We start from the raw sequence: 20,361 nt of genomic DNA, 5'->3' as shown, positions 1-20,361 counted from the left end.
CCAGAGAGCGGTACGGCGAGCCAGGGGTCAGGCGTGTTCGCGTAGGCGCTGGCTGACGACCTGGGTGACGCCGTCGCCGCGCATGGACACGCCGTAGAGGGCGTCGGCGATCTCCATGGTGCGTTTCTGGTGGGTGATGACGATCAGCTGGGAGTTCTGTCGCAGTTCCTCGAAGAGGGTCAGCAGGCGCTGGGTGTTGGTGTCGTCGAGGGCGGCCTCGACCTCGTCCATCACGTAGAAGGGCGACGGGCGGGCCTTGAAGATGGCGACCAGGAACGCCACGGCCGTCAGTGAGCGCTCGCCGCCCGACAGCAGCGACAGGCGCTTGACCTTCTTGCCGGGCGGGCGGGCCTCGACCTCGACGCCGGTGGTCAGCATGTCGGTCGGGTCGGTCAGCAGCAGGCGGCCCTCACCACCCGGGAAGACGCGCTCGAAGATGGTCGCGAACTCGCGCTGGACGTCTTCGTAGGCCGCCGAGAACACCTGCTCGACCCGGTCGTCGACCTCTTTGACGACGAGGAGCAGGTCGCGGCGGGTCTTCTTGAGGTCTTCGAGTTGTGAGGTGAGGAACGTGTGGCGTTCCTCCAGGGCGGCGAACTCCTCCAGGGCCAGCGGGTTGACCTTGCCGAGCTGCTGCATCTGCTTGTCGGCGACGCGGGCCCGCTTCTCCTGCTCCTCGCGCACGTAGGGCACCGGAGGGTCTCCCGGGACGAGCGCCTTCGGGCCGTATTCGGCGACCAGCGCCTCGGACTCGACGCCGTACTCCTCCACAGCGCGCTCTTCGAGCTGTTCGAGGCGAAGTCGCTGCTCGGTGCGGGCCATCTCGCTGCCGTGGGCCCGGTTGACCAGCTTGTCGAGCTCCGAGCCGAGCTCGCGGACCCTGATCCGGACCGTCTTCAGCTCGGCGTCGACGGCCTCCCGGGCGACGGCGAGCTCGTCGCGTTCGGCGGCGGCCCGCATGATCGAGGCCTCCAGGGAGTGGAGGGCGATCCGGGCGGCCCTGACCACGCTCGCGGCGACGGTGGCCTGGCGGCGCCGGCGGGCCCGCTGGGCGGCGGCCTTGGCGCGGTCGTCGCGTTCGCGCTGGGCGGCGCGCATCAGGCCGTCGGCCCGGCCGGCGATGCCGCGGACCCGCTCCTCGGCGGTGCGGACCGTCAGGCGGGCCTCCATCTCGGCCTGGCGGGTGACGCCGACCGCGGCGGCCAGACGGTCGCGTTCCTCGGTGGTGGGCTCGGACTCCAGTTCGGCGGCGAACTCGGCCTCGGCGAGCCGTTCCTCCAGTGTGAGGGACTCTTCGCGGGCCAGCTCACGGCCCTCTTCGGCGAAGGCGACCGAGCCCTGGAGGCGTTCGGCCTCGTCGAGGGCCGCCTTGACGTTGGCCTCCAGGCGGGCGAGCTGCTTGGCGGCGTCGGCGAGGCGCTGGTCGGCGGCGCGCTGCCGGCCCCGGGCCTGGTCGAGGGCCGCCTGCGCCTGGTCGAGGCGGGAGCGGGCGGCGTTGACGCCGTTCTGGGCCGCCGACTGCTGGGCCTGCGCCTCGGCCACCGCACCCTGGGCCGCTTCGAGCGCCTCCTGGGCGGCGGCCTCGGCCTCCAGGGCCTCGTCGAGGGCGAAGGCGGTCTCCTCCCCCGCCGCGCGAGCCTGGTCGAGGTCGAAACCCGCCTGGTCGAGCGCGGCGCGGACCTGGAGGATCGAACCGCCGCCCGAGCCGCCCTGGGCGGTGTGGGCCCCGAGGAGGTCGCCGTCGCGGGTGACCGCCCGCAGGTCGGGGCGCGCCGCGACGATCGTGCGGGCGGCGTCGAGGTCGGGGGCGACGACGACGCCGTACAGCAGGTGTTCGAGAGCGGGCCGCAGCTCGGTGGGGACCTCGACCAGGTCGGCGGCCCACTCGAACGTGCCCGAGGGCCGGGTGACGGCCGGGGCCGCCCCGATGACCAGGGAGGTCCGGCCGGTCTCCTTGGCGCGGAGCAGTTCCAGGGAGTCGAGCGCGGTCTCGACGGACGCCACCGTCACCGACTCGGCCAGCGGCCCCAGCACCGCCGCGATGGCGGTCTCGGCCCCCGCCCGCACGCTCATCACGGCCGCCAGCGGCGCGTGGCCGCTCTCGGCCAGCAGGGCGGTGCCGTCGGCCCCTCCGGCCAGGCTCAGCCCGAGCGCCTCCCGCCGGGCCTCCAGCGCGGTGACGGCCTTCTGGGCCTCCTGATCGGCCGTACGGGCGGCGGAGACCCCCGAGGACGCGGCCGACAGGGCCGCGCGGGGGCCCGCCAGCGCGGCGCGGGCGTCGTCGACGGCGGCCTTGGCCTCTTCGGCGGCCTCCCGGGCCACCTCGACCTCGGCGCGGGCGAGCTCGACGCCCTCTTCCGCGACGGCCAGCTCGGCGGCGACCTCGGGGTCGGTGGCGGGTTCGGCGACCGCCTGGGCCTCCAGGTCGCCCTGTGCCTGGGCGGCGCGTTCCCTGGCCTGCCGGACGGCGGCCTCCAGCCGGCCGATCTCGTCGTCGGCGGCCCGCACCCGCCCCCGGGCCGACTCGGCCTGCCCGCGCAACCGCGCGAGGGCCTCACGGCGGTCGGCGGCGACACGGGCGGCGATCGACAACCGCCGCTCCTCCCCGGCCAGCGCCTCTTCGGCCTCGCCACGGGCGTCGACGGCCGCTTCGAGGCGCATCTGGGCCTCGTCGAGCGCCTCCTGGAGCACCCGTTCCTTCTCGCGGATCTCGGCGGCCTCGCGCTCGAACTCCTCGGGGTCGCGCCCCCGCCGCTCGATCGCCGCCGCGTCGGTCGCGTGGCGCTCCCGTTCGGCGGCCAGGTTCTCGACCGAGCGCAGCCGCTCCCGCAGGGCCGACAGTGCGTAGAAGGTCTCCTGGGCGACGGTCAGCCGGGGCTGGGCCTCGGCCGCGGCGGCCTCCAGCGCGGCCTCGCGCTCCTGGTTCTCGTTGAGCCCCTGCTCGACCTGCGAACGCCGAGCCTGTACGGCCGCCTCGTCGGCCGCCTCGCGCTCCAGCGTGTCGCGCAGGGAGACCACGTCGTCGGCCAGCAGCCGCAGGCGGGCGTCGCGCAGGTCGGCCTGGATGACGGCGGCCTTGCGGGCGATCTCGGCCTGGCGGCCCAGCGGCTTGAGCTGACGCCGGAGCTCGGTCGCGAGGTCTTGGACGCGGGTGAGGTTGGCCTGCATCGCGTCGAGCTTGCGGAGCGCCTTCTCCTTGCGCTTGCGGTGCTTGAGGACGCCCGCGGCCTCCTCGATGAACGCCCGGCGTTCCTCGGGACCGGCGTGCAGCACCTGGTCGAGCTGGCCCTGGCCGACGATGACGTGCATCTCCCGGCCGATGCCGGAGTCGGACAGGAGCTCCTGGATGTCGAGCAGGCGGCAGGTGTCGCCGTTGATGGCGTATTCGCTCTGGCCCGACCGGAACATGAGGCGGCTGATCGTCACCTCGGAGTATTCGATGGGCAGCGCGCCGTCGGTGTTGTCGATGGTCAGCGTGACCTCGGCGCGGCCGAGCGGGGGGCGCGAGGAGGTGCCCGCGAAGATGACGTCTTCCATCTTGCCGCCGCGCAGCGACTTGGCGCTGTGCTCGCCCATCACCCAGGCCAGGGCGTCGACGACGTTGGACTTGCCCGACCCGTTGGGCCCGACGACACAGGTGATGCCGGGCTCGAACTGCAGCTTCGTCGCGGACGCGAACGACTTGAAGCCGCGCAGGGTGAGGGTCTTCAGGTACACCTCAAGAGTCCCTCCCTGCGCCGACAGTACCGGGGAAGACTATCGCCTGCTTCCCGGATGAGCGGTCAGGGAACCGAAATGACGAGGGACGCCCCTACGAGGCGCCCCTTGCAATTGATTTCGTGAAAACCCGGTCTCTCAGGTGAGAGCCGGCTCGCGATCCTGCAGCCGGACCAGGTCGTCGTCACGAGTTTGCGCCGCAAGGGCCTCGTTCTGCTCCTGGAGTCGGGTGAGTTCTGCCTCCAGATCACGGATGCGCTGCTGGAGGCGACGCATTTCCGAGACCATTCGAGGATCAGGACCGCCGACGTGGCCGAGTAGAGCCTTAGCCATGGTTAAGGGTCCTCCACGCTGAGTGACCAGACTGGTTCGCGCACTTCAAGCCGCGGGAGGGGTGCGCGTGGTTCTTGTCCAAGAGTCGCACCGGCTGCGAAGTCGGTCAAGTTGAACGCCTCGTAAGGATCAGCCGTTGGACACTGTCGACATGTAAATATACCTCATTTGGGCGGTTTAAGGGAAGAGCTATCGCTCCAAGAACCCCACCAAACCGCCCTTGACGTCCGTCCAGCGCTCAGACACTCCTAAGACATGTCCGGGCGCGTCAGAGCCTCTCAGTCGCTCCAGGAGGCGCTCACAGGCCTCCCTGGGGCCCTCCGCCACCACCTCGACCCGGCCGTCGGCCAGGTTGAGCGCCCAGCCGGTGAGCCCGAGCTCCAGCGCCCGCGCCCGCGTCCACCAGCGGAAACCCACGCCCTGCACCCGTCCGCGCACCCACGCGGTGAGCCTCACCATCGCCCGTTCCTCGGGCGCGGCTGGCAGGTGGGGCAGGAGTAGCTGCTGCGGTTCATGAAGGCGTCTCTCCGGATCGGCGTGCCGCATCTCGGGCAGGGTTCGTCTCGGCGGCCGTACACGTTGAGTGACCGGTCGAAATAGCCCGACTCGCCGTTCACGTTCACATACAGGCTGTCGAACGATGTACCCCCCTGGCCGAGCGCTTCGGTCATGACGGCACGGGCGGCGGCAAGGAGTTCGGAGATCTTCGGCTTGGTCAGGGTCTCGGTGGCGCGGGCCCAGTGGAGTTTCGCCCGCCAGAGGGCCTCGTCGGCGTAGATGTTTCCCACGCCGCTGATCAAACTCTGGTCAAGAAGCGCCCGCTTTATACCGGTTTTTCGCTTTTTCAGAGCTGCCGTAAAGGCGTCCTCGTCGAAGGCGTCCTCAAACGGGTCGGGAGCGATGTGTGCGATCGGCAGCGGGACGGTACGCCCCCCGCTCGCCGTCAGCGGGGCGATCATGAGGTGGCCGAACGTCCGCTGGTCGACGAAGCGCAGCTCGGGGCCGTCGTCGGCGAAGGTCACCCGGACCCGGAGGTGCTTCTCGTCGGGCGACCCCTTCGGGACCATCAGCACCTGGCCGCTCATGCCCAGATGGGCCATCAGCGCGGCCCCGTCGTCGAGCGGGAGCCACAGGTACTTGCCGCGCCGGTCGGCCGACTCGACGCGGCGGCCCTTGAGCTGGTCGGACAACACGCCCTCGTGCCGGCGGACCGCCCGCGTGTGGAGCACCTCGGCCGACTCGATCGTCCGGCCCGACACCCAGACGTCGAGGCCGCGCCGGACGACCTCGACCTCCGGCAGTTCCGGCATCAGGCCACCGGGCCCGCCGCAGCGGCGGCGGCGGCGGCCTCGCGGGCGTCGCGCATGGCGCGGATGGCCGTCCAGGCGGCCTCGGCGGCCTGCTGCTCGGCCTCCTTCTTCGACCGCCCGGCGCCGGTGCCGTAGTCCTGTCCGCCGACACGGACGGTCGCCACGAACGACTTGGCGTGGTCGGGCCCCGACTCCTCGACGTGGTATTCGGGCACCCCGAGCACCTCGGAGGCGGTCAGCTCCTGCAGGGAGGTCTTCCAGTCGAGCCCGGCGCCCAGCGACGCCGACCGCTTGATCAGCGGGTCGAACAGCGTGTGGACGACCCGGAACGCCTCGTCGAGGCCCTTGTCGACGTACACGGTGCCGATCAGGGCCTCCAGGGTGTCGGCCAGGATCGACGACTTGTCGCGCCCGCCCGTGCCCTCCTCGCCCCGGCCCAGCCGCAGGTAGCGGCCCATGCCGAGCGACCGGGCGACGTCGGCCAGGGCGCGCATGTTGACCACGGCCGCCCGCAGCTTCGCGAGCTGGCCCTCGGGCAGGTCGGGGTGGTCGCGGTAGAGCGTGTCGGTGACCACGAGGCCCAGCACCGAGTCGCCCAGGAACTCCAGGCGCTCGTTGGTGGGCAGCCCGCCGTTCTCGTACGCGTAGGAGCGGTGGGTCAGGGCGCGTTCCAGGATCGCGGTGTCGAGCCGGACCTGGAGGACGCCCTCCAGCTCGTCGCGGACGGCCTCGACGGCGACGGGCTTACCGATCATGAAGTTTTCCTCCTCGTGCATGGCGGACCGCCGGCACGGTGGCAGGAGTGAACTTCTGGCGAAGCCCCGAAGGCGTGGTGGACGCCGGGTTGAACCCGGCGTCCACCACGACCGCGGGCACGACCGCCGCCGCACGCAGTGGAGCCGCGCCTTTTGACGCGTCTGTGGAGCAAAATAACGCCGACCGGGGTCGTTTGACGATCCCGGCCGGCGGTCACCTGAGCCGCCGGGGCGGTCAGGCGTTGGGCTCGATGACCTGGCGGCGGTTGTAGGTGCCGCACTCGCCACAGGCCATGTGGGGGCGCTTGGGGGAGCGGCACTGGGGGCAGCTCACGAGCGCGACCGCACTGGTCTTCCACTGGGACCTGCGGGCGCGCGTGTTGGCCCGCGACATCTTCCTCTTGGGAACGGCCACGTCAGGCCTCCTGATCGTCTTCGTCGTTGTTGGAAACCAGGCCCCGCAGTGATGCCCAGCGGGGATCGAGCGTCTCGTGACGGTGGTCGGGACCGGCCTCGGCCAGCCTGACCCCGCACTCCGCGCAGAGACCGGCGCAGTCGTCGCTGCAGACCGGGCTCAGCGGCAGCGCGAGCACCACCGCGTCACGGAATGTCGGCTCAAGATCCAGTAGCTCGCCGTCGAGGATCTGGTCGTCCTCTCCGGCGTCTTCCGCCGTGTAGAAGAAGAGCTCCTGGAAGTCGACCTCGACATCCGAGGTCAGGGGTTCCAGGCAGCGCGAGCACTCTCCCGTGAGAGGAGCCAGCGCCGTGCCCGTGACGAGCACGCCCTCCATCACTGCTTCGAGCCGGAGATCCAGCTCGACGTCGGCGTCTTTGGGGACGCCGATCAAGCCGACCGCGACATCCGCCGGAGCCGGGAGAACGGGCTTCATCGTGCGCATCGACCCCGGGCGGCGCCCGAGGTCATGGGTCGAGATTACCCATGGAGCGCGAGGGTCGAGGGTGTGCACTTTCATCCTGGTCTCTTAGGCATGGCGAATCACCGCCGTCGTGCAAGGCCGAAACGCAAGAATACCAGCCCGCCGGGGGGCTCAGCCGCGCACGCGTTCCACCAGCAGCTTCAGCACGAGGTCGGGCACCAGGCCCGACACGTCGCCGCCGTAGCGGGCGATCTCCTTCAGCCGGCTGGAGGACAGGAAGGAGTATTCGGGGTTGGTCGACATGAACAGCGTCTCGACCCCCGACATGCGGTAGTTGAGCTGGGCCATCTGCAACTCGTAGTCGAAGTCGCTGACCGCGCGCAGGCCCTTGACGATCGTCGGGATGCCCTGCTGGCGGGCGAAGTCGACCAGGAGGCCGTGGAACTTCTCCACGCGGACGTTGCCGTATTCCTTGGTCACCGCCTGGAGCATGTCGATGCGCTCCTCGACGGTGAACAGGCTCGTCTTCTCGATGTTGATCAACACCGCGACGACGACCTCGTCGTACAGACGCGACGTTCGGCCAATGATGTCGAGATGGCCGTTCGTCACGGGATCGAACGATCCGGGGCAGACGACTCTGCGCACAACAACCCCCTACTCGGCCCGGTTGGCGTGACCGTACCAAACGGTCGCTTCACCGTAACGACGCGCCCTGGCCTCCTCGAAGCCGGGGGGCCACCGCAGATCATTCCCTCTGGTCTCGCGTTCGACCGCCACCAGGGCCCCGTCGGCGAGCCAGCCGTTCTCCAGCAACTGGACCAGCACCCTGTGGACCACGTCGTCGGAGACGGCATAGGGCGGGTCGGCGAAGACGAAGTCGTAGGGCTCGCCCTCGCAGGGGCGCGCGACGAGCCGCTCGACCTTCTCGGCGCGCACCACGGCCCCGGGAAGGTTCAGGGCGGCGACGTTGGCCCTGATCGTTCGCAGAGCCTTGGCGTCCGACTCGACCAGCAGCGCGTGGCCGGACCCCCGGCTCAGCGACTCCAGCCCGATGGCGCCCGACCCGGCGTAGAGGTCGGCCACCCGCTCCGGCACGCCGACGAGCGACCCGACGGTCGAGAAGATGCCCTCACGGGCGCGGTCGCTGGTGGGCCGGGTTCCCCTGCCGGGCGGGACCTCGATCCGCCTGCCACCGGCGGTTCCGGCGATGAGACGCGTCACCGGCCCATTGTCCCGGAGAGCCGGAATGGAAAAGCTCGGTAATGCCTGGCGAAGGAACGGCCAGGGTCGTTCCGTTCGTGGTCGCGGCCCTGCACTATGAACGTGCGGCCTTCAAGGTGACCCAGGGGAAGGCCGGCCGGCGTGATCGTGAGCCCTTCCGCACGCCGGCGCCCTCGGCACCTGACCCGAGGGTGGGCCCAGCCGGGGACGGCATTCGGGGGGAGGCCGTCCCATGGCTGGGCCCTGGGTCATTTCTATGACCCAGGGCCCCAAGCCCGGCAGCCCTCTGCACGGATCGCTCCCAGATCTCCGCCGTTTCGCAACTCTTTCCGTTACGGCTCCCGCCTGCCCGGCCCCGCCCACCGCCCCCGCGACTCACCCGTAACCGGCGCCAACCCCCCGCTCCCGCACCGCACCGCCACGCCGCCAGCGCAGCCGAACGACACGCCAGAACCGGCGCCGCCACGCCTCCCCACCGAGCCGCCGACGCCACCGAACGACACGCCCACCCAGCCGGCCGCCACCCAGCCGTGCCGGATCGAGGGTTCGCCGGTGGTGGTCCAAGCGCCGACGCGGCGAGAGGGGTCACCTGCGTCCTCGGCGCACATCCGCGGCGGGAACCCTAGGTCTTCTCCAGGTACTCCGCGCGCTCCCCCGCCGCCAGGGCGTCGAGTTCGGCCTTCAGCGCCGGATGATCGGCCAGTTCCGGGTCGCGGGCCAGCAGGTTCTGCGCCTCTTCGCGGGCCTCGGCGATGACGTCTTCGTCGCGGAGGAGCTGGAGCATGCGCAGCGACGACTTGCGCCCCGACTGGGCCGCGCCGAGCACGTCGCCCTCCCGGCGCTGTTCGAGGTCGACGCGTGACAACTCGAAGCCGTCGAGCGTGCTCGCCACCGCGTCGAGCCGCTCGCGGGCCGGGGTGCCGGGCATGGTCTCGCTGACCAGCAGGCACAGGCCCGGCAGGCCGCCACGCCCGACCCGGCCGCGCAACTGGTGGAGCTGGGAGACGCCGAAGCGGTCGGCGTCCATGATGATCATCACCGAGGAGTTCGGCACGTCGACGCCGACCTCGATGACCGTGGTGGCCACCAGCACGTCGATCTCGCCCCGGGTGAAGGCGCGCATGATCGCGTCTTTCTCCTCGGGCGGCAGCTTGCCGTGGAGCACCTCGACCCGCAGGCCCGCCAGCGGGCCGGAGGCCAGCATCTCGGCGACGTCGAGGACCGCCAGCGGCGGGCGGCGCTCGTCGGCGTCTTTCGTCAGGTCGCCCTCGTCGCCCTCCAGGTCGCCGATGCGCGGGCACACGATGTAGGCCTGCCGCCCGAGCCCGACCTCCTCGCGCACCCGTTCCCACGTGCGCTCCAGGTAGTGGGGCTTCTCGGCGGCGGGCACCACGTGGGTGGTGATCGGCGCGCGGCCCGAGGGGAGCTGGGAGAGGGTCGAGACCTCCAGGTCGCCGAACACCGTCATGGCGACCGTGCGGGGGATCGGGGTCGCCGTCATCACCAGCACGTGGGGACGCCCGGACGCCGACTTCTCCCGCAGTGCGTCGCGCTGCTCGACGCCGAAGCGGTGTTGCTCGTCGACCACGACCAGCCCCAGGTCGGCGAACTGGACCTTGTCCTGTAGCAGCGCGTGGGTGCCGACGACGATCCCGGCGGCCCCGGAGGCGGCGTCGAGGAGGTTCTGCCGCCGCGCGGCGGCGCCCATCGAGCCCGTCAGCAGGGCCACCGACGTGCCGCCGAACATGCCGCCGCCGGCGAGGTCTCCGAGCATGGCGGTGATCGAGCGGTGGTGCTGCTGGGCCAGCACCTCGGTCGGGGCCAGCAGGGCCGCCTGGCCGCCCGAGTCGGCGACCTGCAACATCGCGCGCAGGGCCACCACGGTCTTGCCGGCGCCCACCTCGCCCTGGAGCAGGCGGTGCATCGGATGGTCGCGCCCGAGATCGGCGGCGATCTCGTCGCCCACCGCCCGCTGCCCCTCGGTGAGCTGGAACGGCAGCCGCCCGTCGAAGCCGGCCAGCAGGCCGTCGGCGCTGCCGGGCCTGGGCTGGGCGGGCAGGGCGTCGGCGGCCATGCGGCGGCGGACCAGGACGGCCTGGAGGTTGAACGCCTCGTCGAACTTGAGCCGCTTCTTCGCGCGGGCGATGTCGCCCTGGTCGCGCGGGCGGTGGATCAGCGTCAGCGCCTCGGCCAGGCCGATCAGCCCGTGGCGCTCGCGCATCGGAGCCGGGAGCGGGTCGTCGAGGGACAGGGTGTCGAGGATCAGCCGGACCGCGCGCCCGATCTTCCAGCTCGCCAGGTTCTGCGCCGACGGGTAGATCGGCACGGGCGCGGTGGCGAACTCCTCGCTGGTCTCCTCGTCGTCGGTGACGTAGTCGGGATGGGTGAGCGACCGGCGTTTGGCGCCCTTCGGGGAGACGAAGACGTTGACCTTGCCGGAGAACGTCGCCTCGGTGCCCGGCAGCAGCCGCTGCTCGGCCACGAACGCGCCCTTGCCGAAGAAGGCCAGGTGGATGCGGTCTTTGCCGTCGGTGACCTCGACGTCGAGCCAAGTGCCCTGGCGGTTCTTCATCGGCCGCCGCTGCACCGCCGACACGCGCCCCCGCACGGTGGCGATCTCGTCGTGCTCCAGCGAGGCGATCGAGGTGAGCTCACCCCGCTCGGCGTAGCGGCGCGGATAGTGGCGCAGCAGCTCGCCGACGGTGGCGACGCCGAGGGCGCTTTCGAGCGGCGCGGCGGTCTTGGCGCCGACCACCCGCTTCAACGGCTCGTCGAACCTGGTCACGACACCCAGTTCTACCGCGCCCGGCCGACAGAAATCACTCGACACCGATGAGCAGCGGGTAGCCGCCCTGCCCGCCCGCGTAGACCACCACCTCGACGTCGGGCCGCTCGACGGCCAGCAGGTCCCGTACGGCCTTCGCCAGCCCCTCCCCCGTCTCACCTCCGGTCACCAGGGTCACCAGCTCGCTGGAGGCCGACACCAGCCGCCGCACGACGTCCTCGGTCACCTCCCGCAGCCCGGCCCCGATGAGCGCGACGTCCCCGTCGACCACGCCCAGGACGTCGCCGGGCCGGCACACCCCCGCCGACGTCATCGCCTCCCGGTTGGCCACCCAGACGTGCCCGTGCCGGGTGTGGGCGGCGGCCTCGGCCATGGCCAGCACGTCGTCGTCGAACCGCCGGGCCGGATCGTGCACCGCGAGCGCCGCCAGCCCCTGCACCGAGGCGAGCGTCGGCAGCACGCCGACCACCGTGCCCTCCTCGCGGGCGATCTCCGCCGCCGCGGTGGCGACCGACCGCACCGCGGCGTCGTTGGGCAGCACCGCGACCTCCGACCCGGCCGCCCTGATCGCCGCGAGCACCGCCGCCAGCGGCGGCGACGACCCCGGTTCCCGGGTGACCACCACGGCCCCCGAGTCGCGGAAGAGGGCCGCGAGCCCGTCTCCGGCGGCCACCGCGACGACCCCGCGCCCGCCCGTGACGTGGGCCCGCCCGCCGAGGTAGGTGACCCTGATCCGGTGCGGCCGCCCGGCCGCCAGCCCGGCCTCGATCGCGGCCCCGGCGTCGGCGACGTGGACGTGCACGTTCCAGAGCCCGTCGCCGCCCACGATCACCAGCGAGTCGCCCAACGCGTCGAGCTCCTCCCGCAGCCGGCCGACCGAGGGGGCGTCCAGGAGGTACATGACCTCGTAGCCGTGGGCGTCCTGCTCGTCCTCGCGGATCACCGGCCGGGCCGGCGCGGGCACCTCGTGGCGGCCGTGCACGCCCGTGACGACGTCCACGAGCGTTTCGAGGATGATCACCAGCCCGGCCGCGCCCGCGTCGACGACCCCGTTCCTGGCCAGCACGTCGAGCTGGGCGGTGGTGCGCGCGAGCGCCCCGCGGGCCTCCTCGGCGGCCTTCGCCGCGATCGCCGCGAGGTCGCCGGGCAGGTCGCGGACCGCCGCGGCGGCCGTGGCCAGCACGCTCAGCACGGTGCCCTCGACCGGCCGCGACACCGCCGCCGTGGCGAGTTCGGCCGCCCTGACCAGGCCGGTCCGCAGGTCGGCGGCGCGGCCCTCGGCCGTGCGGAGGACCTCGGCCAGCCCGCGCAGCGCCTGGCTGACGATCACCCCCGAGTTCCCCCGGGCCCCGAGGAGGGCGCCGTGGGCGAGCGCCCGCCAGGTCGCGTCGTGATCGGCGGTGTCGGGCAGCGCGTCGAGGGCGTCGGCCGCCGCGAGGAGCGTCAGGTGGAGGTTGGTGCCGGTGTCGCCGTCGGGGACCGGATAGACGTTCAGCGCGTCGATCTGGGCGCGGGCCGCGCCGAGCGCCTGCGCCGACCGCCTGGCCCACTCCCGCACCGCGGGAGGATCGAGGACGTCCAGCATGGGTGATCCCTTCGTTTAACATGCATTGGCCGACATCGGCTATCCTCATATGGCCAGCCGTTCGGCCTGGCCTTTCTGCCCGATACGACCCGGGCTCCCTGATTCTCCGAAGGAGCGATGACCGTGGCTTCCGTCTGCGACGTCTGCGCTAAGAAGCCGATCTTCGGCAACAACGTCTCCCACTCGCACCGCCGAACCCGCCGTAACTGGAAGCCCAACATCCAGACCGTGCGCGCGACGGTCAATGGGACGCCGAAGCGGCTGAACGTGTGCACCTCCTGCATCAAGGCCGGGAAGGTCACCCGCTAGAGCTGTTCAGAAAAGGCCCGCCTCACGAGGCGGGCCTTTTCGTGTTCTCCCCGCCCTCACTGCACGACGTCGAGGGGCCGCCACTGCCAGGCGTGGTCGACCGGGCCGATGCCCGCCCCCAGCCCGAACCCGTGGGCGATGGCGCCGGTCACGTAGTCTTTCGCGATCCTGACCGCGTCGGGCACGTCCTCGCCGTGGGCGAGGTGGGAGGCGATGGCCGAGGCCAGGGTGCAGCCGGTGCCGTGGGTGTGGTGGTTGTCGTGGCGTTCGGCGCTGTAGCGATATTCGGTCTGGCCGTCGGTCAGCAGGTCGACCGGCTCGCCCGGCAGATGGCCGCCCTTGATCAGCACCCACTCGGGCCCGAGTGCGAGCACGGCCTCGGCCGCCGTCATCATCTGCTCCTCGGCCTCGACCTTCACGCCGGTGAGCTGCTCGACCTCCCACAGGTTGGGCGTCACGACGGTGGCCAGCGGCAGCAACCGGGTCTTGACGACGTCGACCGCCGCCGGTTCGAGCAGCGGATCGCCGTGTTTCGACACGCCGACCGGGTCGACCACGATCGGCGCGTCGACCCCCGCGAGCACCTCGGCGACGGTCTGGACCAGGATCGGCGAGGCCAGCATGCCGGTCTTCACGGCGTCGACGCCGATGTCGCTCAGCACCGAGTCGAGCTGGGCCCTGACCGCCTCGGGCGGCAACTCCCAGTAGCCCTGCACGCCCAGGGAGTTCTGCGCGGTCACCGCGGCTATCACGCTCATGCCGTGGACACCGTTGGCCAGCATCGTCTTCAGGTCGGCCTGGATCCCGGCGCCCCCGCCGGAATCCGAGCCCGCGATCGTCAGCACACGCGGTGGGGTCATGCTGACATCCAATCAGTTGCCTTCCCGGCTAGAACCCGAACCCCGGCTGGTTCTGCGTCGGCCCGGTGTCGAGGTCGACCTCGACGGGAGGCGGTTCGGGCGTGGGCGTGGTGGGCTTGGGCTTCGGGCTCGGCTTCGGCTTGGTGACCACCGGCTGCGGATGCGGCCGCGAGGTCGCCTGCGCCGACTCGGACGCCTTGGGCGTCGGGCTCGGCGAGGCCTTCCTGGGCGTCGGCGACGGCGACGGCGGCGCGGTCTCGCTGGGCGTGGGCACCACGACCAGCTCGGTTCCGCCGGACGCCAGCCGAATGCCCAGCAGCGTGAGACACACCGCCGCGGCCACGGCCACCCCGGAGATCACCGCCATCCGCCGCGACCGCGCGATCGGCACCGCCTCCCGGTTCCGCCGCCGGCGACCCGGCCTCGGCCCGCCGGGCAGCGGCGCCTCGGTGGTGGCCTCGGGCATCTCCCCGGTGGCGGCCTCGTCGTCGTCGGGCCACCGGTAGGTCAGTTGCGCCGTCCCCTGCGCCTGCTGCTGCCCGGCCGCCGCGTCGGCTGAGCCCGCGGCCGTCCCGAGAGCCGCCCGGACGGGGGCCGTGATCGGCCCGGTGGCCGGATCGTCGGCCCCGGACGCCCGGCTCGGAGCACCCAGAGGATCGTCACCGAAGGGCGGCCCGACCGGCCCGGTGAACGGTCCGGTCGAGGGACCACCCGAAGGCATGCCGATCGGCCCGGTGAACGGACCTGGCGAGGGACCGCCGGAAGGCACCCCGACTGGGCCTGTGAACGGACCCGTCGAAGGACCACCCGAAGGCACCCCGACCGGACCCGTGAACGGCCCCGTCGAAGGACCACCCGAAGGCATGCCAACCGGCCCGGTGAACGGACCCGTCGAAGGATCAACCGAAGGCACCCCGACCGGACCTGTCGAAGGACCTGGGAACGGACGGCCGGAAGCGGGGCCCGTGAAGGGGCCCGTCGGCCCGGGACCTGCCTGGGAATCGGCGATGAGACCGCCGGCGACCGGGCCCGTGAACGGGCCGGTCGTGGGGTCGGCCGTGAGGCCGCCCTGAGCCACGAAGGCGCCCGTCGAAGGCGGGCCGCCGGGAGGCGGGGCCGCGCCGGGGGGCGGCGGGTCGGGCATCGGCCTGCCGGGCGCCTGGACGGGGGCCGCGAAAGCGCCCGTCGACGGCGGTGCGATCCGCTGCGTCGGCCCGGTGAACGGCCCGGTGAACGGCCCGGTGAACGGCCCGGTGGAGAGGTCGCCCTGAGGGTCGGCCGGGGCCTGGACCGGGGCGGCGAGGGGGCCGGTCGGCTGGGGATCGCCCGGGTTCGGGATCGGTGCAGGTGGAACCGGGCCCGTTACGGGGGCGCCGGTCTCGTCAACCTTCGGTTTGGTTTTCTTGCCCGGGGTCGTGGCCGTCCGTCCGGCCCGGTGGCGCCCCATTCCTGGTCCTTCCTGATCTGCACCCGCCAACCTTCTTAACAGGTCACGCTGCCGCTGTCACAAAGTTCCCGTCATCCTCGGAAGTGGTCCCAGCCCCCCGGGACATTCTCGCGCCCTCCGGCCTGTACTCCATCCCCTTCGGCCACATTTCCTACAATCCGCCACTCCGAAGGCAGGACAACACCTGATGGGAAGGTCGCGGCGAGCGCGTGGTCCTCTCCTCCGGCGAGGATCCAGTCGACGGGATCGGCCCCGAGGGCCTTGGCGGCCGCCGCGAGATCGCCGGGCACCTCGACGGGATCGAGCACGATCGCCACGCCGCTGGCCGCGCAGATGTGCCCGAGGTCTTGCAGGAGCCCGTCGCTGACGTCGAGCATCGCCGTGGCGCCCAGCGCGGCGGCGCGTGGCCCTTCCGGGTAGGGCGGTCTGGGCCGCCGATGCGCCGCCACCAGATCGTCAAAACCTGACAATCCCGCCAGAAGCAGTCGCAAACCGGCCTCAGAACGCCCCAGAGAGCCCGTCACGGCCACGACGTCACCCGGCCGGGCCCCCGACCGCAACACGGCGGAGCGGCCCTGGAGATCCCCCAGGGCGGTCACGCCCAGCACCACGGAGGCCGAGCGTGTCACGTCTCCTCCGGCCAGGCTCGCCCCCACGAGGGCGCACTCGTCGCGGAGCCCGTCGATCAACGCGTCGAGCCAGGCCACGGGCAGGTCGGCGGGTATGCCGAGGCCCACGAAAAGCCCCGTCCCCACCGCCCCCATGGCCGAAATGTCGGAAAGATTCTGTGCTGCCGCTTTTCGACCTACTTCGTATGGGCTGGACCAATCGCGGCGGAAGTGTCTACCCTCAAGAAGCATGTCCGTCGTGACGACGACCCTGCCGTCCGGAGCGCGCAGGATCGCCGCGTCGTCGCCTGGGCCGAGGAGGACTGTCGCGCCTTGGGGCAGACGCCCCGATATCCGGCTAACAACACCGAATTCGCCGAGTTCTCCGACTGTGATGTCACACCTCCTGGTGTTCGGGGTACCTTGACCTTTCGGTGGTGATCAATCCCGGGAGGACCTGATGGTGCAGGCCTACATCCTTATCCAGACCGAGGTCGGCAAGGCCGCGGCGGTGGCCGAGACCATCGCGAAGATCCCAGGGGTCACCCAAGCCGAAGACGTGACCGGCCCCTACGACGTGATCGTCCGGGCCGAGGCCAACAACGTCGACGAGCTCGGCAAGCTGGTGGTCGCCCAGATCCAGTCCGTCAAGGGCATCACCCGCACGCTGACCTGCCCTATCGTCCACATATGAAGCGTGGCTGGTTGATCGTGGCGGTGCTGGCGGCGGCGGGGTGCGCCCAGACGGTGCGCCTCGACCCACCGGCCCCCGAAGGGGCCGCCGCGACCGCCTGCCAGGCCCTGGCCGCGAAACTGCCCGCCACCATCGAGGGCCTGGCCCGCACCGAGACCGATCCGGTGTCCCCCTACACGGCCGTGTGGGGGGCCGGGGAGATCGCGCTGCGCTGCGGCGTGGCCCGCCCGGCCGCGATGGAGCCGACGGCCGAGGTGAGCGACGTCAACGGGGTCGGCTGGTTCGCCGATCCCGCGCGTCCGACCCTGTTCACCTCGGTCAACCGCGAGGCCTACGTCGAGGTGACGATCTCGGCGAACCATCAGCCTGGCAGCGTCCTGGTCGACCTCGCCGAACCGATCAAGGCCACGATCCCCTAGCGCAGGCCCAGCGGGCGCTGCAGGGCCAGCCGGATCAGCCGGTCGACGAGCTCCGGATAGGGCAGCCCGGTCGCCGCCCAGAGCTGGGGCGCCACCGAGAGCGACGTGAACCCGGGCATCGTGTTGATCTCGTTGAGGATCAGCCGGCCGTCGGGCGTGTAGAAGAAGTCCACCCGCGACAACCCCTCGCAGCCCAGGGCCTCGTACGCGCGCACCGCCATGGCCCTGATCTCCTCGGCCACCTCTTCTGGGAGGTCGGCGGGGACCCGCAGGGCCATCTGGTCGGGGTAGTACTTGGCCTCGAAGTCGAAGAACTCCTGCCCGCCCATGACCAGCACCTCGCCGGGCACACTCGCGGCCGGCGGCTCGTCGCCGAGGCCCTGCAGCACGGCACACTCGATCTCGCGGCCGGGAATGGCGGCCTCGACCAGGACCTTCGGGTCGTGCTCGCGGGCGAACTCGATCGCGGTCTCCAGTTCCTCGGGCGTCGCGGCCTTGGAGATGCCCTGCGACGACCCGGCCCGCGCGGGCTTCACGAAGACCGGCCAGCCGAGCTCCTCGACCTCCTTGAGCACCCGGTGGCGGTCGGTCCGCCAGGTCCGGTCGGCCACCACGACGTACGGCCCGACCGGCAGCCCGGCCGAATTCAGGACGGCCTTCATGTACGCCTTGTCCATACCAACGGCACTCGCGAGCACCCCCGAGCCGACGTACCGGACCCCGGCCATCTCCAGCAGGCCCTGGATGGTGCCGTCCTCCGCGAAGGGGCCGTGCATGACCGGGAAGACCACGTCGACCGCGCCGAGCGAGCGCGGGACGTCGCCCGGGTCGAGGGCGACCAGGGAGCCGTCGCCGGGTGGGATGGCCAGCGCCGATCCGCTGGTGTCGACGACCGGCAGGGCGCCGTCCTCGATCGTGAAGCTCTGGGTGTCGGCCGCGATGACCCAGCGGCCGTCCGGTGCGATGCCGATCGGCACGACCTCATATCGCTCACGGTCGATCACCGACAGGACGCTCCCGGCACCCATCAGCGACACCGCGTGCTCGGAGTTGCGCCCGCCGAAGACGACGGCGACTCGAATCCGGTTCATGAGGTCCGAATCTATCCTGTCGAGGTGGAAAAACGCCTCGTCAGGTCCGAGCTCGGGGCAAAGAGCCCAATGCGTCGAGCGCCTGGGTGACGTCGGCGATCAGGTCCTCGGCGTCTTCGAGCCCGATGGCGAACCGCACGGCCCCGGCGTCGCCCCCCGGCGGGGCCTCGTCGGAGCGCGCCACCGAGGCCAGATGGACGGCCTTGGTGTGGGTGCCGCCCATCGAGGGCGCGATGGCGGCGGTGCGGAGCCGGTCGGTCAGCGCCACCCCGGCCTCGAACCCGCCGTGGGGGATGAGGGTGACGACCGCGCCGAACCGGGTGCCCTCGGGGCCGGAGTCGAACAGGTGCCGGGCGGTCTGGTGGCCCGGATGGGTGGGCAGGCCCGGGTAGTCGACCCGCCGGACGTGCGGATGCCTGGCCAGCGACGCCGCGAAGACCATGGCGGTCGAGCACATGCGGCGGACCCGCAGCGGCAGGGTCTCCAGGCCCCGGCGCAGCAGGAAGGCCTCGTCGGGCGAGAGCGCCGAGCCGGTGTCGATGCGGGTCTGGCGGACCTTGGCGACCAGGTCGGGGCGGCCGACCACCACGCCGCCGGCGCAGTCGTCGTGGCCGCCCATGTATTTGGTCGCCGAGTGGATGACGAGGTCGGCGCCGTGTTCGAGCGGGCGGCAGACGACCGGGGTGGCGAACGTCGAGTCGACCACCAGCAGCGCGCCCGCCTCCCGGGCGACCTGGTAGAGGCCCCGGATGTCGGCCACCGCCATGGTGGGGTCGGCGAGCGTCTCGGCGTACACGATCTTGGTGGTGGGCCGGATCGCGGCCCGCGCCCCGCGCAGGTCGGCGTAGTCGACGAAGTCGGCCGACACCCCGAAACGCGACAACACGCCGGCGAGCAGCTTGTGGGTGGCCCCGTTCACCGGCGCCGGGGCGACGACGTGGGAGCCGTTGCCCAGGAAGGTGAGCAGGGTCCCGGTGATCGCCGCCATCCCGGAGGAGAAGGCCTGGCCGGCGACGTCCTCCGGCGCGGCGGCCCCCTCAAGGGCGGCCACCGCGGCGGCGAAGGCGTCGACGGTCGGATTGTCGATGCGGCTGTACGCGTATCCCGGCCGGTGTTCGGCGATCACGTCGGCGTGGTCGCCCGAGGAGTCGAAGGCCCACGAGGCCGACCGCCAGACGGGCTGCCCGATGGGCTCCTGCCCGGGCGACGGAGGCTTGGGCAGGTGCACGGCGCGGGTGTTCTCTCCGAGAGCGACCGGGGGGCGGCCGGAGGACAGCTGCGGCCCGCGTTGTGGTTCACGAGCTCGTCTCACCGGGCGTCCCCCGCTCTCACACGTAGCGCTCTGGTTTCGGGGTGCGGGACATCAGGAGCATCGCCGCCTCGCCGGGGGTCATCCCGTCGTGCACGACCCCGACCACCACCTCGGTGATGGGCATCTCGACGTCGTGTTTCCTGGCGAGCTCCAGCACCGACTCGCACGACTTGACCCCCTCGGCGGTCTGCTTGGTCACGGAGACGACCTCGTCGAAGGTCATACCGCGCCCAAGATTCTCACCGAAAGTGCGGTTACGGGACAACGGAGAAGTACATGTGGCTATGAGATCGCCCATCCCGGCGAGTCCGGCGAAGGTGTGCTGATCGGCGCCCAGCACCACGCCCAGCCGGGAGATCTCGGCCAGGCCCCTGGTCATCAGCGTCGCGGCCAGGTTGTCGCCCATGCCCATGCCGGCCGACACCCCCACCGCGAGCGCGATCACGTTCTTGACCGCGCCCCCGACCTCGACGCCGACCACGTCGGTGTTGGTGTAGGTCCGGAACCACGGCAGGTGGATCGCCTCCTGCAACCGGGCGGCCACCGCCTCGTCGGAGCACGCCACGACCGTCGACCCCGGCTGCCGCTGGGCCAGCTCGCCCACCAGGTTGGGGCCGGACACGACGGCGATCCGCTCCCGCGGCACCCCGCCGACCTCTTCGATGACCTCGCTCATCCGCTTGGTCGTGGACAACTCGATGCCCTTCATCAGGCTGACCAGCACCGCCCGCGGCGGCAACCAGGGCCGCCAGACCTCCAGGTTGGCACGCAGGGTCTGCGAGGGCACGGCCAGCACGACGTACTCCGCGCCGTCCATCGCCTCGGCCGGGTCGGTGGTCGCGCGCACCGTGTCGGGCAGCCGCAGTCCGGGCAGATAGTCGGGGTTCTCGTGGCGCTGGTTGATCGCCTCGATGAGATCGGGCCGGCGGCCCCACAGCGTGGTCTTCGTGCCCGCCTCGGCGAGAATGAGCGCGAACATGGTGCCCCACGAACCGGACCCGAAAACGGCAGCCTTGGTCATGGTGCTCACCGTA

General features: G+C 71.8%; 20 protein-coding genes. 3 read left to right on the top strand and 17 right to left on the bottom strand.

What is annotated here, in order from left to right; translation table 11 throughout:
• Positions 1–27: 27 nt before the first annotated feature.
• The 11 genes from AW273_RS18245 to AW273_RS18195 form a co-directional block, all read right to left on the bottom strand.
• Positions 28–3,717 (bottom strand): AAA family ATPase, encoded by a 3,690-nt coding sequence (locus tag AW273_RS18245; protein ID WP_062349522.1) that lies wholly within the window; start codon positions 3,715–3,717, stop codon positions 28–30.
• A gap of 138 nt (positions 3,718–3,855) precedes the next feature.
• Positions 3,856–4,050 carry a hypothetical protein gene (locus AW273_RS18240; RefSeq protein ID WP_062349521.1) on the bottom strand — a complete coding sequence of 65 codons (195 nt, stop codon included), beginning with the start codon at positions 4,048–4,050 and terminating at the stop codon, positions 3,856–3,858.
• A 189-nt stretch (positions 4,051–4,239) separates the two neighbouring features.
• The gene (locus tag AW273_RS18235; protein ID WP_062349520.1) at positions 4,240–4,509 is read right to left on the bottom strand and encodes an acylphosphatase; all 270 of its coding nucleotides are present in this window, start codon (positions 4,507–4,509) and stop codon (positions 4,240–4,242) included.
• Positions 4,503–5,360 carry a bifunctional DNA-formamidopyrimidine glycosylase/DNA-(apurinic or apyrimidinic site) lyase gene (gene mutM, locus AW273_RS18230; RefSeq protein WP_062349519.1) on the bottom strand — a complete coding sequence of 286 codons (858 nt, stop codon included), beginning with the start codon at positions 5,358–5,360 and terminating at the stop codon, positions 4,503–4,505. The genes AW273_RS18235 and mutM overlap by 7 nt, the downstream gene beginning before the upstream one ends.
• Positions 5,360–6,115, bottom strand: a complete 756-nt coding sequence (gene rnc, locus AW273_RS18225) for a ribonuclease III (RefSeq protein WP_062349518.1) — start codon at positions 6,113–6,115, stop codon at positions 5,360–5,362. Before rnc ends, mutM begins: the two co-directional genes overlap by 1 nt.
• Positions 6,116–6,350: 235 nt before the next feature.
• The gene (gene rpmF, locus AW273_RS18220; protein ID WP_030456611.1) at positions 6,351–6,530 is read right to left on the bottom strand and encodes a 50S ribosomal protein L32; all 180 of its coding nucleotides are present in this window, start codon (positions 6,528–6,530) and stop codon (positions 6,351–6,353) included.
• A gap of 1 nt (position 6,531) precedes the next feature.
• Positions 6,532–7,089, bottom strand: coding sequence for a YceD family protein (locus tag AW273_RS18215; protein ID WP_062349517.1), 558 nt, complete (start codon positions 7,087–7,089; stop codon positions 6,532–6,534).
• A gap of 75 nt (positions 7,090–7,164) precedes the next feature.
• Complete coding sequence (gene coaD, locus AW273_RS18210) at positions 7,165–7,641, bottom strand: pantetheine-phosphate adenylyltransferase (protein WP_062349516.1); 477 nt, start codon at positions 7,639–7,641, stop codon at positions 7,165–7,167.
• A gap of 9 nt (positions 7,642–7,650) precedes the next feature.
• A complete protein-coding gene (gene rsmD / locus AW273_RS18205; RefSeq protein ID WP_062349515.1) occupies positions 7,651–8,217 on the bottom strand; it encodes a 16S rRNA (guanine(966)-N(2))-methyltransferase RsmD in 567 nt (188 codons plus the stop codon).
• Between the two features lie 622 nt (positions 8,218–8,839).
• Positions 8,840–11,002 carry an ATP-dependent DNA helicase RecG gene (gene recG / locus AW273_RS18200; protein ID WP_062349514.1) on the bottom strand — a complete coding sequence of 721 codons (2,163 nt, stop codon included), beginning with the start codon at positions 11,000–11,002 and terminating at the stop codon, positions 8,840–8,842.
• A gap of 34 nt (positions 11,003–11,036) precedes the next feature.
• Positions 11,037–12,587 (bottom strand): DAK2 domain-containing protein, encoded by a 1,551-nt coding sequence (locus AW273_RS18195; RefSeq protein WP_062349513.1) that lies wholly within the window; start codon positions 12,585–12,587, stop codon positions 11,037–11,039.
• A 123-nt stretch (positions 12,588–12,710) separates the two neighbouring features.
• Between AW273_RS18195 and rpmB the strand changes: the two genes are divergently transcribed.
• Positions 12,711–12,896 carry a 50S ribosomal protein L28 gene (rpmB, locus tag AW273_RS18190; RefSeq protein ID WP_030456605.1) on the top strand — a complete coding sequence of 62 codons (186 nt, stop codon included), beginning with the start codon at positions 12,711–12,713 and terminating at the stop codon, positions 12,894–12,896.
• A gap of 56 nt (positions 12,897–12,952) precedes the next feature.
• Here the strand turns inward: rpmB and thiD are convergent, their stop codons facing one another.
• The 3 genes from thiD to AW273_RS18175 all read right to left on the bottom strand — a co-directional run bounded on the left by thiD (position 12,953) and on the right by AW273_RS18175 (position 16,207).
• Positions 12,953–13,756 carry a bifunctional hydroxymethylpyrimidine kinase/phosphomethylpyrimidine kinase gene (gene thiD / locus AW273_RS18185; RefSeq protein WP_062349512.1) on the bottom strand — a complete coding sequence of 268 codons (804 nt, stop codon included), beginning with the start codon at positions 13,754–13,756 and terminating at the stop codon, positions 12,953–12,955.
• 28 nt (positions 13,757–13,784) lie between these two features.
• Positions 13,785–14,477, bottom strand: coding sequence for a hypothetical protein (locus AW273_RS18180; RefSeq protein ID WP_062349511.1), 693 nt, complete (start codon positions 14,475–14,477; stop codon positions 13,785–13,787).
• Positions 14,478–15,274: 797 nt separating this feature from the next.
• Entirely contained in the window at positions 15,275–16,207 is a 933-nt protein-coding gene (locus AW273_RS18175) for a thiamine-phosphate kinase (protein WP_062349510.1), read from the bottom strand.
• Positions 16,208–16,271: 64 nt separating this feature from the next.
• On the opposite strand from AW273_RS18175, the gene AW273_RS18170 reads away from it, so the two are divergent.
• On the top strand, positions 16,272–16,505 hold the full coding sequence (locus AW273_RS18170) for an Lrp/AsnC family transcriptional regulator (protein WP_062349509.1): 234 nt from the start codon (positions 16,272–16,274) through the stop codon (positions 16,503–16,505).
• A complete protein-coding gene (locus AW273_RS18165) occupies positions 16,502–16,924 on the top strand; it encodes a DUF3515 domain-containing protein (protein WP_062349508.1) in 423 nt (140 codons plus the stop codon). The genes AW273_RS18170 and AW273_RS18165 overlap by 4 nt, the downstream gene beginning before the upstream one ends.
• Here AW273_RS18165 and AW273_RS18160 read toward each other — a convergent pair.
• The 3 genes from AW273_RS18160 to AW273_RS18150 all read right to left on the bottom strand — a co-directional run bounded on the left by AW273_RS18160 (position 16,921) and on the right by AW273_RS18150 (position 20,348).
• On the bottom strand, positions 16,921–18,015 hold the full coding sequence (locus tag AW273_RS18160) for a D-alanine--D-alanine ligase family protein (protein WP_062349507.1): 1,095 nt from the start codon (positions 18,013–18,015) through the stop codon (positions 16,921–16,923). The genes AW273_RS18165 and AW273_RS18160 overlap by 4 nt on opposite strands.
• Before the next feature lie 40 nt (positions 18,016–18,055).
• Entirely contained in the window at positions 18,056–19,243 is a 1,188-nt protein-coding gene (locus AW273_RS18155) for a trans-sulfuration enzyme family protein (RefSeq protein WP_232327482.1), read from the bottom strand.
• A 100-nt stretch (positions 19,244–19,343) separates the two neighbouring features.
• Positions 19,344–20,348, bottom strand: a complete 1,005-nt coding sequence (locus AW273_RS18150; RefSeq protein WP_062349577.1) for an NAD(P)H-dependent glycerol-3-phosphate dehydrogenase — start codon at positions 20,346–20,348, stop codon at positions 19,344–19,346.
• Positions 20,349–20,361 lie beyond the last annotated feature (13 nt).

This window comes from Herbidospora yilanensis (assembly GCF_001570565.1).
GTDB classification, from domain to species: domain Bacteria; phylum Actinomycetota; class Actinomycetes; order Streptosporangiales; family Streptosporangiaceae; genus Herbidospora; species Herbidospora yilanensis.
The sequence above is the reverse complement of the archived record's forward strand: the minus strand, read 5'-3'. Positions and strand labels throughout refer to the sequence as shown.